The sequence below is a fragment of the Candidatus Binatia bacterium genome (assembly GCA_036563615.1).
Lineage (GTDB): Bacteria > Desulfobacterota > Binatia > UBA12015 > UBA12015 > DATCMB01.
This window is the reverse complement of the sequence record DATCMB010000007.1, coordinates 88,571-103,696: the sequence shown is the minus strand read 5'-3', so window position 1 is coordinate 103,696 and position 15,126 is coordinate 88,571. Positions and strand designations below refer to the sequence as shown.

General features: G+C 69.3%; 15 protein-coding genes. 11 read left to right on the top strand and 4 right to left on the bottom strand.

What is annotated here, in order from left to right; all coding sequences use genetic code 11:
- Positions 1-73 precede the first annotated feature (73 nt).
- The 6 genes from VIS07_07585 to VIS07_07560 are packed head-to-tail and all read left to right on the top strand — an operon-like array spanning position 74 to position 5,987.
- Positions 74-610: a GspH/FimT family pseudopilin gene (locus tag VIS07_07585; protein ID HEY8515358.1), complete on the top strand. Its 537-nt coding sequence runs from the start codon at positions 74-76 to the stop codon at positions 608-610.
- Positions 610-999, top strand: coding sequence for a prepilin-type N-terminal cleavage/methylation domain-containing protein (locus VIS07_07580; GenBank protein ID HEY8515357.1), 390 nt, complete (start codon positions 610-612; stop codon positions 997-999). The genes VIS07_07585 and VIS07_07580 overlap by 1 nt, the downstream gene beginning before the upstream one ends.
- Positions 996-1,820 (top strand): hypothetical protein, encoded by an 825-nt coding sequence (locus VIS07_07575; GenBank protein HEY8515356.1) that lies wholly within the window; start codon positions 996-998, stop codon positions 1,818-1,820. The genes VIS07_07580 and VIS07_07575 overlap by 4 nt, the downstream gene beginning before the upstream one ends.
- A gap of 4 nt (positions 1,821-1,824) precedes the next feature.
- On the top strand, positions 1,825-2,316 hold the full coding sequence (locus tag VIS07_07570; GenBank protein ID HEY8515355.1) for a hypothetical protein: 492 nt from the start codon (positions 1,825-1,827) through the stop codon (positions 2,314-2,316).
- A gap of 45 nt (positions 2,317-2,361) precedes the next feature.
- Positions 2,362-5,649 (top strand): PilC/PilY family type IV pilus protein, encoded by a 3,288-nt coding sequence (locus VIS07_07565; GenBank protein ID HEY8515354.1) that lies wholly within the window; start codon positions 2,362-2,364, stop codon positions 5,647-5,649.
- Positions 5,650-5,672: 23 nt separating this feature from the next.
- The gene (locus tag VIS07_07560; GenBank protein HEY8515353.1) at positions 5,673-5,987 is read left to right on the top strand and encodes a hypothetical protein; all 315 of its coding nucleotides are present in this window, start codon (positions 5,673-5,675) and stop codon (positions 5,985-5,987) included.
- Positions 5,988-6,215: 228 nt separating this feature from the next.
- On the opposite strand, the gene VIS07_07555 is transcribed toward VIS07_07560, so the two are convergent.
- From VIS07_07555 to VIS07_07545, 3 genes are read right to left on the bottom strand one after another with little or no spacing between them, the layout of a single operon-like run.
- Positions 6,216-7,238 (bottom strand): MBL fold metallo-hydrolase, encoded by a 1,023-nt coding sequence (locus VIS07_07555; GenBank protein ID HEY8515352.1) that lies wholly within the window; start codon positions 7,236-7,238, stop codon positions 6,216-6,218.
- Positions 7,235-7,447, bottom strand: a complete 213-nt coding sequence (locus tag VIS07_07550; GenBank protein HEY8515351.1) for a dodecin family protein — start codon at positions 7,445-7,447, stop codon at positions 7,235-7,237. Before VIS07_07550 ends, VIS07_07555 begins: the two co-directional genes overlap by 4 nt.
- Positions 7,448-7,459: 12 nt before the next feature.
- Positions 7,460-8,350, bottom strand: coding sequence for a hypothetical protein (locus VIS07_07545; protein HEY8515350.1), 891 nt, complete (start codon positions 8,348-8,350; stop codon positions 7,460-7,462).
- A gap of 145 nt (positions 8,351-8,495) precedes the next feature.
- Here VIS07_07545 and VIS07_07540 point away from each other — a divergent pair, with 145 nt between their 5' ends.
- Genes VIS07_07540 through VIS07_07520 form a run of 5 tightly spaced genes read left to right on the top strand, consistent with a single transcriptional unit; the run spans position 8,496 to position 13,765 of the window.
- Entirely contained in the window at positions 8,496-9,314 is an 819-nt protein-coding gene (locus VIS07_07540; GenBank protein HEY8515349.1) for an IclR family transcriptional regulator, read from the top strand.
- Between the two features lie 9 nt (positions 9,315-9,323).
- Entirely contained in the window at positions 9,324-10,514 is a 1,191-nt protein-coding gene (locus VIS07_07535) for a CoA transferase (GenBank protein ID HEY8515348.1), read from the top strand.
- A 54-nt stretch (positions 10,515-10,568) separates the two neighbouring features.
- Positions 10,569-11,498 carry a cyclase family protein gene (locus VIS07_07530; protein ID HEY8515347.1) on the top strand — a complete coding sequence of 310 codons (930 nt, stop codon included), beginning with the start codon at positions 10,569-10,571 and terminating at the stop codon, positions 11,496-11,498.
- A 19-nt stretch (positions 11,499-11,517) separates the two neighbouring features.
- Entirely contained in the window at positions 11,518-12,681 is a 1,164-nt protein-coding gene (locus VIS07_07525) for an acyl-CoA dehydrogenase family protein (protein ID HEY8515346.1), read from the top strand.
- Positions 12,682-12,709: 28 nt separating this feature from the next.
- Positions 12,710-13,765: a hypothetical protein gene (locus VIS07_07520; GenBank protein HEY8515345.1), complete on the top strand. Its 1,056-nt coding sequence runs from the start codon at positions 12,710-12,712 to the stop codon at positions 13,763-13,765.
- 101 nt (positions 13,766-13,866) lie between these two features.
- Here the strand turns inward: VIS07_07520 and VIS07_07515 are convergent, their stop codons facing one another.
- Positions 13,867-15,018, bottom strand: coding sequence for a lipid-transfer protein (locus tag VIS07_07515; protein ID HEY8515344.1), 1,152 nt, complete (start codon positions 15,016-15,018; stop codon positions 13,867-13,869).
- Positions 15,019-15,126: the final 108 nt, after the last annotated feature.

Genomic DNA, 15,126 nt, shown 5'->3' with positions numbered 1-15,126 from the left:
GTTCGAGGGCATCGCACCTCGTCACGCGCCGTACATGCGGAAAGCGATCCTGGGGGAGGTGAGGGCCGTCCGCGTGTTGGGCAACGCAGGCTGGACGCTGATGGAGACGATGGTCGTGACGAGCCTCGTCGCGATCTTCGCCAGCATCGCGATTCCGCGCTTCAGCGCCATCGCCACGCAGATGCGCACGCACACGGTGGCGAATCAGCTGCTCGGCGACATCGAGTACGCACGTGTCATGGCGCAGCGCACGGGCGTGCCGCACTACATCAACGTGACCGGCGGCGGCGGCGTGAACTACCGTGTGCAGCGCGCCGCGTCCCCGCCCGCGATCAATCCCGGAACCGACCCGATCGTGCGCAGCGCGTCCCTCGGGACGACGATGCCCGAGGTCGAGTTCCGGACGAACGGCGCCGGCACCAACTGCTTCGGCTTCGACGCGGGCCAGCCGGCCCCGAGCGGTCAGCTCGTGTTCAACGCGCGCGGGCTGCCGAACGGGACGGCGTCGTACTTCATCGGCTCGACCGACGGCACCAACACCTACAACGTCGCGGTCACCGGTGCGGGGCGCACGCGGCTTTGCCGGCGCGTCGGAGGGGCCTGGAAGTGATGGCGCATCGGGCACGGCGTCGCGCACGCGACGAGCGCGGCTTCACCATCGTCGAGACGATGGTCGCGATCGTGATCATCGGCCTCGCCTTCCTCGGTCTCGCCGGGGTGCACGCGGTTTCGAGCCGTGCGCAGTCGCTCGGCAAGAACCAGGGCCACGCCCGCTTCGTCACCGACCGCCAGATCGAGCTGATGCGGCGCAGCGACCTCGCCGAGATCACGCCGTGGTCCGGCACGGAGACCGTCGAGGGCGTGACCTTCAACATCAACCGTCAGGTGACGAACGTCCCCAACGGACGGCGCGTCACGGTGACCACGACGTGGACCGACCGGTTCGGTCCGCAGTCGCTCACCTTCACCACCGTCGTGAGCCAGGTGACCAACCCATGAGCCAGACGCGCGCGCGGAGCCGACTCCGCGACCAGAGCGGCATGACGATCATGGAGCTCCTGGTCGCGTCGTTCATCGGGCTGTTCGTGGTCGGCACGGTGTTCGCCGCGGTGCGGGTGCAGGGGCGCAGCGCGGCGTTCCAGACCGGGCTCGCCGACGCGCAGCTCACGAGCCGCGGCGCGGGCGAGCTGCTGCTGCAAGACCTGCGCATGGCGGGCTTCGGCATGCTCGGCCTGTCGCCGGCGGACGCGGCGAACCATCCTCCGGTGTCGGTCACGACCTCGGGCGGCTGGACGACGCTCACCCTGCGCGGCGCGTTCAGCAACGTCACCACCACGGTCGCGACCGCGATCAACGCCGGCACGTCGACGATCTCGGTGACGCCGCCCGCGATGGGCTCCTTCGAGCCGAACAACTTCGTCCTGGTCGACAGCGGGCTCGCGTCGGAGATCCGCAGGATCACGAGCGTGGGCTCGAGCGGCGGCAACGTCACGCTCGGCCTAAGCTCGCCGCTCACCAAGTCGTATCCGATCGGGCCGTTCGTCACGCAGATCGAGGTCGTGCAGTACACCTGGAACGGCACCCTGCTGCTGCGCAACAACCAGATCGTCGCCGACAACGTGCCCGTCTTCGACATCGACTTCGTCGATCACGACGGCGTCGTCACCGAGAACCCGGGCAGCGACGTGCGCTCGGTCATCGTCGAGTTCCAGGCGACGCAGGCGCCGTCCTCGAAGCTCGGCGACAACCCGACCGCGACGTCGCGTGTCGAAACCGAAGCCAACATGCGGAACCTCGCCTTCCGCTTCGAGCTGAGCTGAAGCCATGAGACAGATCCGCAACGAACGTGGCCTCGTCCTGGTGGTGGCGCTGGGTCTCACCGTCGCGCTCGCGGCGCTCGCGCTCACCGTGTCGCGCAGCGGTCAAATGTCGACCTTGACGGGCGCACTGTCGGCGCAGGCGACGCGCGCGTTCCACCTGGCGGACGGAGCGGCGCACCACGCGCTCGGCGACGTCAATCTGTTCCAGCCCGACAACGTCGTTCGCACGAAGAACCTCGAGGCCGAGCTCGGCATGAAGGACAGCCAGGCCGCCGTGGTGTTCACCGAGTACCGCGCGCTGCCGGGCAACCTGCTGATCCGCACCACCGACGGCCGGGTGCGCGCCGCCCAGTTCGGTCAGAACGAGGGCCTCGGGAAGATGTACTACTTCAACGTCGACGGCGTGAAGTTCGCCAACACCAACGGCGTCGACCCGAGGAGCGCCGTGCAGATGCAAGCCGCGAAGCCCGGTCCGTGCGCCGACTGCGGTAGCTGAGCCGCGGTCCGAGCGAAGGGCCGACCTGATGTGGAGTGGAACGTGATGCAGCTCGACGAACGAACCTCGCGATGGGGGGCGCTAGCGGTTGTCGTCGCGCTGACGCTCGCGCTCGCGACGCCGGCTCGTGCCCTCGACACCGACATCTTCACCGGCACGCAAGTCGAACCGAACGTGCTCATCATCGTCGACAACTCGGGGAGCATGGGCCAGCAGGCGTACAACACGTACCCGAACACGATCTACACCGGCTCGTACAACCCCGGCACCGTGTACACCCGCTGCCGTGACCGCAACGGCATCAGGGGCGGCGACGTCAACTCGGACTGCACGTGCCGCAACGCCCAGACGAACTGGCAGGTCGACAACAGCTCGTGTGCAGCTTCGTTCGTCGACAACATTCCGCCGCCCGGCGGCGACGACACCGACGACCGCGAGTCGCGCCGCAAGCGCGGCAATCGCCTCAACTTCGAGACCAACCCGCCGAAGAACTGCTCGCTGCCGCCGTTCGACCCCTGCACCTCCAACTCGCAGTGTCCGGGCGTCACCAACACCTGCGCGGTGCAGAACAAGATGGCGGTCGCGCAAGGCGTCCTCACGGCGCTGATCAACGATCCGGCGAACCGCAAGATTCGCTTCGGCCTGATGAACTTCAATCCGTCGGGGATCAACTACTCGACGATGAACTACGGCAGCTCGAGCGCCGTCACGGCCTGGCACGAGACCAACCAGAACAAGTTCCTCTTCCCGGTGCAGGACAACACGGCATCGGCGCGCGCGACGCTGACCTCGCTGATCTCCAACATGGTTGCGAACGGCGGCACGCCGACCGTGCACCGCTTGATCGACGCCTGGAAGTACTTCAACGGCCAGGTGACGAAATCCGGCTGGTCGTCGCCGGTGCAGTACCCCTGCCAGCGAAACTATGTCTTGATGGTGACCGACGGCGTCCCCGAGGCGGAGGCGGACTTTCTCACCTCGCCGGCCACCGCGTGCACGTTCAACCGCGTCAAGAACTTCCTCGGCAACCCGGGCGACCTCAACGGCGACGGCAAGGAGAACCCGGCAAGCCCGAACTACATCGCGTACACCGGCGAGATGGTGAACTGCGGCTCGGACTACCTCGACGACGCGATGCTGAAGATCCGCGGCCTGTACCCGCTCGGGAACACCAACAACCAGCCGCTCGTGCTGTTCGCGGTGTCGTTCGGCTTCGACTACTGCCAGCCGCCGGCGGACGGTGACGAAAGCCCGGGCGGCGGCTCGCTGCTCTACCGTGCGGCGAAGAAGTACGGCGGCGGCGAGTGCCTGTCGGCAACCGACCCCGACCAGCTCGACGACGCGCTGCGCGAGGCGATCAACCTCATCAAGAACGACGCGCAGACCTTCGTCGCGCCGGTGGTGCCCGTCAGCCAGACCAACCGCACGGAGTCGGGGAACAGCATCTACATCGCCATGTTTGCGCCGCGCGAGGGGCAGCAGGACTGGCCGGGCAACATCAAGAAGTACAACCTCGACCGCAACAACGGCACCATCTGCAACAAGGGGTCGTCGACGTGCACGATCGGAGGCCAGGGGGCGGCGACGCTCGCCGATGGCACGCTACGCTCGGACGCAATGTCCGAGTGGGACACCACCGCGTCCGGCAACTCGGTCGTCCAGGGCGGCGTCGGCGAGCGGCTGGTGAAGCGAACGGCGCCGCGCAACATCTACACCTACACCGGCACGGCAACGGGTCTGCTCAACGTGCCGCTCACCGCGTCGGCGCAGGCGTTCTCGAAGGCCAATTCCGCGATCACGCCGGCGATGCTTGGCTTGACGGGCGCCGACGAGACCACCTTCGAGCGTGACGCGCTGATCGACTTCGTGCACGGCCTCGATGCCTACGACCAGGACGGCGACGGCGACACGACGGAGAAGCGCCTCTGGCTTCTCGGCGACATCATCCACTCGGTGCCGCTGATCGTGAACTACGGCACGGCGGCCAACCCCGATGCGCTGGTCATCGTGGGGGCGAACGACGGCATGCTGCACGCGTTCGACGACGCGACCGGCGAGGAGGTCTGGGCGTTCGTGCCGCCCGACGTGCTCGAAAGGCTGAACGAGCTGCGGCCCGGGCAGGCGAGCTCGCATCCGTTCTTCGTCGACGCGTCGCCCAAGTACCGCGAGGTCGGCTCGCAGAAGATCATGGTCTTCGGGCTGGGCCGCGGTGGGCGCGCGTACTATGCGCTTGACATCACGAACAAGACGGCGCCGGTGCTCCTGTGGCGCATCAACAACACGACCAGCGGCTTCAGCGAGCTCGGCCAGACCTGGTCGACGCCGGCGCTCGGCAAGTTCGCCAACGGCGGCTCGCCGGTCGAGGTCGCGGTGTTCGGCGGCGGCTACGATCCGCATTTCGACGACCCGGAGCAGGGCGATCCCAACACGTCGGGCAGCGCCATGGGCCGGACGATCTACATGGTCGACCTGCTGACCGGTGCGAAGCGCGCGCAGGCGTCGGGAAGCGGCCTGACCTACGCGATCCCGAGCGATCCGCTGCTGTTCGATGTGAACGGCGACAAGATCTTCGACCGCGGCTACATCGGCGACATGGACGGCCGGCTGTGGCGCATCAACCACGACTTCACCGTCCAGCGGTTGTTCTCGACGCCGGAGTTCCGGCGGATCTTCTACCAGCCCGACGCCGTCATCAATAACGGCTCGGTGATGGTCTACTTCGGCACGGGCGATCGCTCGAGCCCGATGACCACCCAGTACACCGACCGCTTCTACGCGGTGCGCGACGACGGCACGAACAACCTCGACGAGAGCGACCTGGTCGACGTGACGAACAACGTCCAGCAGCCAGGGACGCCGGGCTACGAGAGCCTGCGTCAGCAGATCGAGAGCAAGCACGGCTGGTACATCCGGCTCGGTGGCAACGGCGAGAAGGTGCTCGCGCCGCCGACGGTGTACTTCAACGTCGCCTTCACCACCTTCACGCCGTCGAGCGCGGTCTGCCAGGCGGGCGGCACGGCGAAGATCTACGTCGTCGACCCGCTGGTCGGCGGTCCGACGCTCGACCTGGCCGGCACCAGCGGCGCCGGGCTCGGCGGCGGCGAGGCGGCTGGCGGCGGCGTCGGCTCGGGCACCGGCGGCTCGCTGATCGCGGCCGACCGCTTCGTCGTCATCGGTCAGAGCATCCCGACCTCGATCAAGGTGACCTTCGGCGACGACGAGACCAAGGCCTTCCTCGGCGTCACCAAGGGCGGCGGCATCGCGCTGCAGCCGCTCAACCTGCCGCAGATCGCGACCAACGTGATCCCGATCTCGTGGCGCCAGGCGTGGTGAGCCGGGACGGAGGAGAGGGGACGATGAGACGCCCGATCGAACCGCTGATGCGGTGCATCGTGACGTTGGGCATGCTGCTCGCGCTTCTCGCCGCGGCGTGGACGCCGCCCGCGCACGCCTCGGACGAGGTCCAGACCGTGCGCGGCGCCGTTGGCTGGGTGTCGCCCGACTCGGTCGAGGTCGGCGGACGGCGCGCGCTCTTGACGACCGAAACCTCGATCATGAGCGACGGACGGCCGATTTCCATCGGCTCGGTGGTCGTCGGCATGCCGGCCGAGCTCGAGTTCGACTCCGCGGGGCGCGCGCTCGAGCTCCGAGTAAAAGGAGCGGTTGAGTAAACTGAGAGAAAGGCGAATATATGTCCGGGCGGCCCGTCAATAACGAGTGAGTACGAGCCTCTCGGTTTTGGAAGGGCTAACGCCACCCCCTCCGGCCGTTGTACTCGTGCTTCGACCTCGTCGAGACGAGGCCGTTCCAATCGGTGGACGTGGGCGGTGGGGTTCCTCCTCTCCCCTGCTGCTCACGTCCGCCGGTGCCTTTCCGGGCGTCCATCGCCGCCACCGCGCTCAGGCGCCCCGCGCTACGGCGTAGCGAACCAGCTCGCCGCTGTCCTGCCGCTCGACCACCCCGCGCCCGCAGAGCAGCTCGAGGTGCGCGATGGTCTCCATGACCGCCGCGCCGGCCTGAAAGCGGTTCGGGCTCGGATCCTCGAACACCCAGCGGAAGGCCTTGCGGGCGACCTCGTAGGCGGTCGCCGGTCCGGCCTGCAGCACGTCCCACATCTCGCGCGCCCGGACCTCGTGGTGCGCCCGGATCTGGCGCGCACGCCGGCGGTGGTCGGTGTAGACGCCGCCGTGCGCCGGGCAGACGAGGCGCACGTCGAGCGCCTCGACCTTCTCCTGCGAGGCGAGGAAGTCCTGCAGGGGGTTCGTCGGCCCGGTCGCGTAGACCCCGACGTGCGGCGTGATCTTCGGCAGCAGGTGGTCGCCGACGAAGAGCACCCGGTCGTCGAGGTCGAGGTAGCAACAGTGGCCGGGGGTGTGGCCGGGCGTCCACACGACCTGGATCCGGCGGCGGCCGATCTCCAGCACCTCGCCGTCCGCGACCGGGTGCTGGACCTCGGTGACCGGCTGAAAGGTCCCGGCCCAGACGTCCGCCGGCTTCGGCGCGTCGACCGCGTCGCCCGCGGGGATCGGGATCCCGTGCCGGCGCGAGTGGCACACCATGTCCTCGGCCCCGGCGGTGAGCGTGTACGCGATGCGCTCGAGCTCGAGCGGGTGCAGGTGGATCGTGCCGCCGCTCTCCTCGCGGTACGCCCGCGACGCGCCGAAGTGGTCCGGGTGATGGTGGGTCGCGAGCAGGTGCGTGATCGCCGCGGGCTCGATGCCGCGCTCGCGGGTCGCGGCGTGGAAGGCCGCGCGGCTGTCGGGCAGCGCGACCCCGGTGTCGATCAGGGCCCACGCACCGCCGCCCAGGTCGAGCAGCCAGACGTTGACGATCGTCGGCTTCGAGGGCAGCGGCAGGAACACCTCGATCACGCCGGGCGTGACCTCGCGCAGCCGCGCGTCCGGCCCGGCCGGCCGGCTCATTCGTGCAGCCGGTCCTCGACCTCGAAGGTCACCCGCAGAGCGACCTTCCAGCCGGTCACCCGACCACCCTCGACCAGCGCCTTGGTCTCGGTGATGGTCGCCTCGCGGATGCCGCTGACCGTGACCGCGGCGCGCGAGATGGCGAGCGAGACCGCGTCCTCGATCGAGGTCGTGGAGGTGCCGGTGAGCTCGATGATCTTCTCGACCACGCTGACCTCCGCTCAGCGCCGCCCGATGGTCGCGAGGGCGCAGCCGCTACAGGTGTTCTTCAGCTCGGCGATGAAGCGCTGCACGGTGGCGATGCGATCCGGATCGTTCTGCTGCTGCGCCACCTCGAGCGCCTTCAGCGCCGTCGCGTTGGCGTCCTCCTCGCGGCCGACGATGTGGTACGCCTCCGCCAGCTCGAGCCGCTTGCCGATCGCGGTCTCGTCCATCGCGACCGAGCGCTCGAGGTACTCGATGCCCTTCTCGGTGTCGCCGCCGAGCAGCCGCGGCAGCTTCATCAGCATGCCGCCGCGCGCGGCGAGCGCGTTGGCGTGGTTCGGGTCGAGGCGCAGCACCTCGTCGAGCTGTCGGTTGAGCTTGACGAGGTTCATCGCGGCGACCGCGACGCCGCCGAGCTGCGCGAGACGTCCGTCGGCGCCGAACTGGATGAAGCGCGCCTCGGCGCTGTTCGGCATCAGCTCGACGGCGCGGTCGGCGTGCTGCTTCGCCTGCTCGTAGGCCTCGCGACGAGCGTCGTCGTCGGTCGCGGCCTCGCCCTTGTCGAGGAATTCCTTGGCGAGCGCGAGCTCACGCTCGCCTTCCGAGAGCGGAGCGGCTGCGTCCTGCGAAGCGGTCGCTGCGCTTTCCGCAGCGTCGCTGCCGGCCGAGGCCGACGCGCCGGTCGCGTCGTTGCCGGACGCCGCCGCCGCGCTGCTCGCGGCTTCGTCGGACGCCGCGGCCGGCTCGGGCGCGGACGCTTGCTCGGGACCGCGCGCCACGCAGTCGCCCGCGTTCGCTGCCGCGCACTCACCCGCGAGCACGTCCTGCGGCGTCGGCGCGAGCGCCAGGATCGCGAGCGACGCCGCAAACGCAAACGCGACCGACAGCCTTCCGTGCGCGCACGCCATGCGCTTCGCAGGGAAAGACGTCGTGGGGCTGGGGATGCCGTGATTCATCGTTGACTTCGTTTTGCGCGGCCGCCTACGATCGCGGCCCACCCATCGTAACAAGAACCTGCGTAACACGAACCTGCACGGAAACACCCCACACCTCATGAACCGAGCCTCCACCGTCCGGCGCAACGCGTCCCTGGAAAAAGCCAACCGCCTCCTGCTCGCGTTCTCCGAAGCGACGCCCGAGCTCGGTGTGATGGAGCTCGCGCGCCGTGTCGGACTCAACAAGAGCACGGTGAGCCGCTTCGTCGCCACCATGCACGAGCTCGGGATCCTCGAGCGCGTCGAGAACAGCCGCAAGTTCCGCCTCGGGTTGCGGGTGTTCGAGCTCGGCACGCTCGCGGCGCGGCACCGACCGCTGTTCGCGCACGCCGAGCAGGCGGTCGAGAAGCTCGCCGCGCAGCTCCACGAGACCGTCAGCCTGGCCGTGCTCCTGGGACACGACCTCGTCTTTCTGCACAAGGCCGAGCGTGGTGTCGAGCCGCTTCCTGCCGTGCTCGGCCGCCGCTACCCGGCGCACTGCAGCGCGTCGGGGAAGGTCCTGCTGGCGCACCTGCCCGAGGAGGAGCGCGCCGCGGTGATCGGCGGGCGGCTCGTGCGACGCACCGAGAACAGCATCGTCGTCCCGCGCATGCTCGAGCGCGAGCTCACGACCGTGCGCGAGCAGGGCTACGCCGTCGACCATCAGGAGTTCGCGATCGGCGTGCGCAGCGTGGCGGTGACGATCCACGACCGCAGCGGCGCCGCCGTCGCGGCGATCGCGGTCAGCGGGATGGCGCGGCGAATCACCACGGCGAGCGTGCCGGCGCTGGCGGCGCACCTGCGCCGGCATGCGCAGGACGTGTCGCGCCGCCTCGGCCACCGGCCGGTCGTGCGCGTGCAGCCGCCGATGCTGTCGGGCGCGAGCGCCGTCGGCTAAACGGGGCGGGTGGCCGAGCTTCCTCTCGCTGGCGTTCGGATCCTCGCTGCGAGCCAGCTCGGCGCCGGGCCCTGGGCGCTGACCCTGCTCTCCGACCTCGGCGCCGACGTCATCAAGATCGAGCCGCCCGGCAAGGGCGACGAGGCGCGTGACGTCCCGCCGCACGCCGCGAACGGCGACTCGCTCTACTTCCAGGCGCTGAACCGCGGCGCGCGCGGCCTCACGCTCGACCTGCGCGCCCCCGCCGGACGCGAGGTGCTGCACCGCCTCGTGCGCTCGTGCGACGCGGTCTACAACAACCTGCGCGGCGGCGCGCCGGCGGCGCTCGGCTTGACGTACGAGGCGCTGCGCGAGGTGAACCCGCGCGTCGTCTGCTGCTCGCTGTCGGGCTTCGGGCAGACGGGACCGCGCGCGGGCGAGCCGGGCTACGACTTCATCATCCAGGCGTACGCGGGATTCATGAGCTTGACGGGCGAGCCCGACGGCACGCCGCAGCGCTGCGGCGTGTCGGTGGTCGACTTCTCGGCGGGTTTGCTGTCGGTGCTCGCTCTGATGATCGGCCTGCACCGCGCGCAGCGCACCGGCGTGGGCTGCGAGATCGACGTCAGCCTCTACGACACCGCGCTCTCGATGCTGAACTACCTCGCCGGGTGGACGCTCAACAGCGACTTCCGCCCGCGGCGCACCGCCGACGGCGCGCACCAGACGCTGGTGCCGTCGCAGACCTTCCGCACCGCCGACGGCTACCTCGTCGTGATGTGCATGAAGGAGAAGTTCTGGCAGCGCCTGTGCGAGCGCATCGGGCGCGAGGACCTGCGCGACGACCCGCGCTTTCGCACCTTCGCCGACCGCTTCGCGCACCGCGACGAGCTCGTCCCGCTGCTCGCCGCCGAGCTGCGCCGCCGGACGACGGCCGAGTGGCTCGAGCAGCTGCGCGGTCACGTCCCGTGCGGGCCGGTGTACTCCGTCGAGGAAGCGCTCGCCGACGAGCACGCGGCCGCGCGCGACATGCTGACCGGCTTCGAGCACCCGGACTTCGGCTGGGTGCGCCAGGTCGGGACGCCGCTCAAGATCGCGGGCGTGGCGCCCGTGCACCGTCGCGCGCCGCGCCTCGGCGAGCACACCGACGAGATCCTGCGCGCGATCGGCGGTTACTCCGACGCCGAGATCGCGCAGCTGCGCGCGGCGGGCGTGGTTTGAAGGCCGCGGCGAGGTCGTCTAGTCGAAGCAGCCGAGCAGCCGAAAGGACGAACGATGGGTCTACCGCAGTGGTTCCACGACGTCGCGAAGCGCGTTTCGAACCGCGGCCGCTGGGGCGCGGACGACGAGATCGGGACGCTCAACTTCATCACGCCCGAGGCGATCAAGCGCGGCGCGGCGTGCGTGCGCCAGGGCAAGTCGTTCTCACTCGCGCTGCCGCTGCACCACGACGGCGTGCAGACCGGCCGCATCCCGAAGCGCATCAACCCGGTGCACACGATGGTCGGCGTCAATACGCCGTTCACCGGTGATCGCGACAAGGTGTGCTTGTCGGACGACATGGTGGTCATGGGCCTCCAGGCGTCGACGCACTGGGACGGGCTCGCGCACGCGAGCTACGAGAACCGGATCTACAACGGCTTCCCGGCGTCGACCGTGACCGCCGAGGCGGGCGCGACCAAGTGCGGCATCGAGAAGCTGAAGCCGATCGTCACGCGCGGCATCCTGCTCGACGTCGCGCGCGCGAAGGGCGTGAACCGTCTCGATCCGGGCTATCCGATCCGCCCGGCCGACCTCGACGCGGCGCTCGCGCTGACCAAGCTCGAGGTCCTGCCCGGCGACGTGCTGCTGATCCGCACCGGGCAGATGGAGCACCTCGAGCGCGGCGACAAGGAGGCCTACCGGCTGCCGGCGCCGGGGCTCACGGTCAGCACCGCGGAGTGGTTCCACGCGCGCGACGTCGCCGCGGTCGCGACTGACACCATGCCGCTCGAGGTGTGGCCTGGCGAGGACGAGGAGGTGCTGCTGCCGGTGCACCTGCTGCACCTCGTCGAGATGGGCATGACGCAGGGCCAGAACTGGTATCTCGACGAGCTCGCGCGCGACTGCGCGCAGGACGGCGTCTACGAGTTCCTGCTGAGCGCGTCGCCCGAGCCGTTCGTCGGCGCGGTGGGGAGCCCGGTCAATCCGGTCGCCGTCAAGTAGAAGCGAGCGCACGCGCGCGATGGATCTGTCCTACACCGCCGACGAGGAGCGCTTTCGCGCCGAGCTGCGCGCGTTTCTCGAGCACGCGGTGCCGCGCGACGATCCGCCCGAAGACCTCGACGGCGAGTTCGAGTGGCTGCGCGCCTTCCAGCGTCGCATGCACGCGGGCGGCTGGGTCGGCATCCACTGGCCGCGCGCCTACGGCGGACGCGACGCGACGCCGATGCAGCAGGCGATCTTCGCCGAGGAGATGGCGCGGGCGCGCGCGCCGCAGTTCGTCAACCGCGTCGGCATCAACAACGTCGGGCCGACGCTCATGCACTTCGGCACCGAGGAGCAGAAGCGGCGCTACCTGCCCGGCATCCTGTCGGCCGACGAGATCTGGTGTCAGCTCTACTCCGAGCCCGGCGCCGGCTCGGACCTGGCCGCGCTGCGCACGCGCGCCGTGCTCGACGGCGACGACTTCGTCGTCACCGGGCAGAAGGTGTGGACGAGCTACGCGCAGCACTCGCGCTGGGCGATCCTGCTCGCGCGCACCGGCGAGGACGCCGTCAAGCAACGCGGCATCTCCTACCTGATCGTCGACATGCGCGCGCCGGGCATCGAGATCCGGCCGCTGCGCCAGCTCACCGGGGCGTCGGAGTTCAACGAGGTCTTCCTCGACGCGGTCCGCGTGCCGCGCGAGAACCTGATCGGGCCGATCAACGAGGGCTGGCGCATCGCCCAGGTGACCCTGGCGCACGAGCGCGGAACGAATTACGCGATCAAGGAGCAGGTGCTGGCGCGGATCAACGTCGACGAGCTGCTCGACGTCGCGCGCAGCACCGGGCGAAGCGGGGACCCGCGCGTGCGGCAACGGCTCGCCCAGCTCTACCTCGAAACCGAGATCATGCGCTTCATGAACCTCGAGATGCTGACGCGACTCGGCCGCGGCGTGACGCCGGGCGCCGAGACGTCGATCGTCAAGACGTTCTGGGCGGATCTCACGCAGAAGATCGGCGACGCTGGCATCGAGCTGCTCGGCGAGCGCGGGCTCTTGCTGCGGGGCGACCGGCACGCCGTCGCGGGCGGACGCTTCGCGCAGCACCTGCTGTTCTCGCGCGCCGCGACCATCGCCGGTGGCACGAGCGAGATCCAGCGCAACATCATCGCGCAGCGCCTGCTCGGCCTGCCGCGAAGCTGAACGTACGGAAAGGATTCGGAGTAGAACGATGAGCGAGGGTGGCAAGTCCGGCAAGGGCGGCATCGGCAACTTCTTCGAGGACTTCGAGATCGGCCAGGAGATGGTGTGCGCGACGCCGCGCGTCCTGACCGCGGCCGAGACGGCGTGGCACATCGCGACCACCAACGACCGCACGCCGCGCTTCTGCGGCGCGGAGGGGCGCGTCCACCCGCTGATCGTCTTCCACCTGGTGATCGCGCAGACCGTGCGTCAAGTATCGCTGAACGCGCGCGCCAACCTGGGCTACGCGGGAATGATCTGGCGCACGCCGGTGTTCCACGGCGACGAGATCACGACGTCGATCAAGATCGTCGGCCTCAAGGAGAACTCGAACAAGCAGACCGGCAACGTCTACGTCGCGACCACCGGTCGCAACCAGCGCGGCGAGGTCGTGCTCGAGTACACGCGCTGGGTGATGGTGCGGAAGCGCGACGAGACCAAGGCCACGCGCTACCTCGACGAGCCCGTGACGCCGCAGCTTCCGAAGCAGGTGGCGATCGATCAGCTGCCGCCGTTCCCGGGTCCGCTGCCGACGACGCAGCAGACCGGCGGACGCTGGTTCTTCGAGGACTACACGCCGGGCGAGCGCATCTACCACCACGACGGCATGACGGTGAACCAGTCGGACCACATGTCGTACACGCGGCTCTTCCAGAACACCGCCAAGGTGCACTTCGATGCGCTGCGCACCGACGGCAAGCCGCTGGTCTACGGCGGGTTCCCGATGTCGATCGCGTACGCGCAGGCGTTCAACGGCCTCGAGAACCGCTCCGGCATCGTCGCGATGAACAGCGGCACGCACGCCAACCCGTGCTACGCCGGCACGACGATCTACTCGTACACCGACGTGCTCGAGACCCATCCGCTCGGCGACGCGCCGTACGGCGCGCTGCGGCTGCGCCTCGTCGCGGTGAAGGACGGCGACCCGTACGAGGAGCCGGACTTCCAGATGCGCGTCCCGGACGGGAAGGGCGGCGAGCGCTACAACCCGCGCGTGCTGCTCGACATGGACTACTTCGAGCTGATGCCGAAGCGCGGGCGCTGAGCGCGCTCACGCTGGCGCCAAAGCGCCGGCGCTGAGCCCTGGCGGAACCCGATGGACCGCGCGCTCGCACCCGGGCGCGCGGTCCTTTCGTCTTGGGCGGCTCAGTCCTTCGCGTACATCGTCACGACGCACGCGCCGCCGAGCCCGACGTTGTGCTGCAGCGCCCGGCGCGCGCCCTCGACCTGCCGCTTGCCGCACGCGCCGTTGAGCTGGTTGACGAGCTCGTAGCACTGCGCGATGCCGGTCGCGCCGAGCGGGTGGCCCTTCGACAGCAGTCCGCCGGACGGGTTCACCACCCACTTGCCGCCGTAGGTCACCTGGTCCTCGTCGATCAGGCGTCCGCCCTGACCCTCGGGGCAGAGCTGCAGCGACTCGTAGGTGATGAGCTCGTTGGTCGAGAAGCAGTCGTGCAGCTCGATGACCTGCACGTCTTCCGGTCCGTAGCCCGTCATCTCGTAGACGTTCTGCGCCGCGCGGCGCGACATGCCGACGCCGATCATGCCGAGGAAGCCGAGGTTCCAGTCCTCGGGACGATCGGTCTGCATCGACATGCCGATGATCTTGACGGGTCGCGAGATGCCGTGGCGCGCCGCGTACTCGGGCGAGCACAGGATCGCCGCCGCGGCGCCGTCGGAGGTCGGGCAGCACTGCAGCAGCGTGAGCGGCTCGTAGACCAGGCGCGAGGCGAGAACCTCCTCGAGCGTGCACGCGTCGCGGTACTGCGAGCGCGGGTTGTGCACCGAGTGGCGGTGGTTCTTGACGCTGACCTTGGCGAACTGCTCCTTGGTCGTGCCGTAGAGCTCCATGTGCTGGCGGCCGCCGTTGCCGAACATCACCGCGGCCTGCGGAGGCTTGCGCTCCTCCTCCTTGTAGTTCTGCTTGAGGCCCTCGAGCTGCGCGTCGAGCGGGCCCTTCTCCATCTTCTCGAAGCCGAAGCAGAGCACGCACTCGCTCATGCCCGAGGTGATCGCCTGCCAGCCGAGGTAGAGCGCGTTCGAGCCGGTCGAGCAGTAGTTGTGCACGTTGAACACCGGCAGGCCGCCGAGCCCCATGCTGTAGAGCGCCCGCTGCCCCTGCGCGCTCATCCCGGAGACGTAGCCGCAGAACGCCTGCTCGAAGTCCTCGGGCGGCGTCTTCGCCATCGCGAGCGCCTCGCGCACCGCTTCCTCGACGAGCTCGATGTAGTTGCGGTTGCAGCGCTCGAACTTGGTCATCCCGACCCCGATCACGCAGACGTCGCGACCTTTCTTCATGGGGCGAGAGGCTAGTCACGCCGTCGCGCGAAGTTCAAGCGCTCGATTGAAAGCCGCGCGTCGTTCCGTCTCCTGCGCTGCGTCGTGACGCCACGAGCGACTCTTTCC

Excerpts from the sequence above, each read along its gene's own strand:
- VIS07_07580 (HEY8515357.1), top strand. The coding sequence starts at position 610 with ATGGCGCATCGGGCACGGCGTCGCGCACGCGACGAGCGCGGCTTCACC.
- VIS07_07515 (HEY8515344.1), bottom strand. The coding sequence starts at position 15,018 with ATGAAGAAAGGTCGCGACGTCTGCGTGATCGGGGTCGGGATGACCAAG.
- VIS07_07540 (HEY8515349.1), top strand. The coding sequence starts at position 8,496 with ATGAACCGAGCCTCCACCGTCCGGCGCAACGCGTCCCTGGAAAAAGCC.
- VIS07_07570 (HEY8515355.1), top strand. The coding sequence starts at position 1,825 with ATGAGACAGATCCGCAACGAACGTGGCCTCGTCCTGGTGGTGGCGCTG.
- VIS07_07545 (HEY8515350.1), bottom strand. The coding sequence starts at position 8,350 with ATGGCGTGCGCGCACGGAAGGCTGTCGGTCGCGTTTGCGTTTGCGGCG.
- VIS07_07530 (HEY8515347.1), top strand. The coding sequence starts at position 10,569 with ATGGGTCTACCGCAGTGGTTCCACGACGTCGCGAAGCGCGTTTCGAAC.
- VIS07_07565 (HEY8515354.1), top strand. The coding sequence starts at position 2,362 with ATGCAGCTCGACGAACGAACCTCGCGATGGGGGGCGCTAGCGGTTGTC.
- VIS07_07555 (HEY8515352.1), bottom strand. The coding sequence starts at position 7,238 with ATGAGCCGGCCGGCCGGGCCGGACGCGCGGCTGCGCGAGGTCACGCCC.
- VIS07_07525 (HEY8515346.1), top strand. The coding sequence starts at position 11,518 with ATGGATCTGTCCTACACCGCCGACGAGGAGCGCTTTCGCGCCGAGCTG.
- VIS07_07560 (HEY8515353.1), top strand. The coding sequence starts at position 5,673 with ATGAGACGCCCGATCGAACCGCTGATGCGGTGCATCGTGACGTTGGGC.
- VIS07_07575 (HEY8515356.1), top strand. The coding sequence starts at position 996 with ATGAGCCAGACGCGCGCGCGGAGCCGACTCCGCGACCAGAGCGGCATG.
- VIS07_07520 (HEY8515345.1), top strand. The coding sequence starts at position 12,710 with ATGAGCGAGGGTGGCAAGTCCGGCAAGGGCGGCATCGGCAACTTCTTC.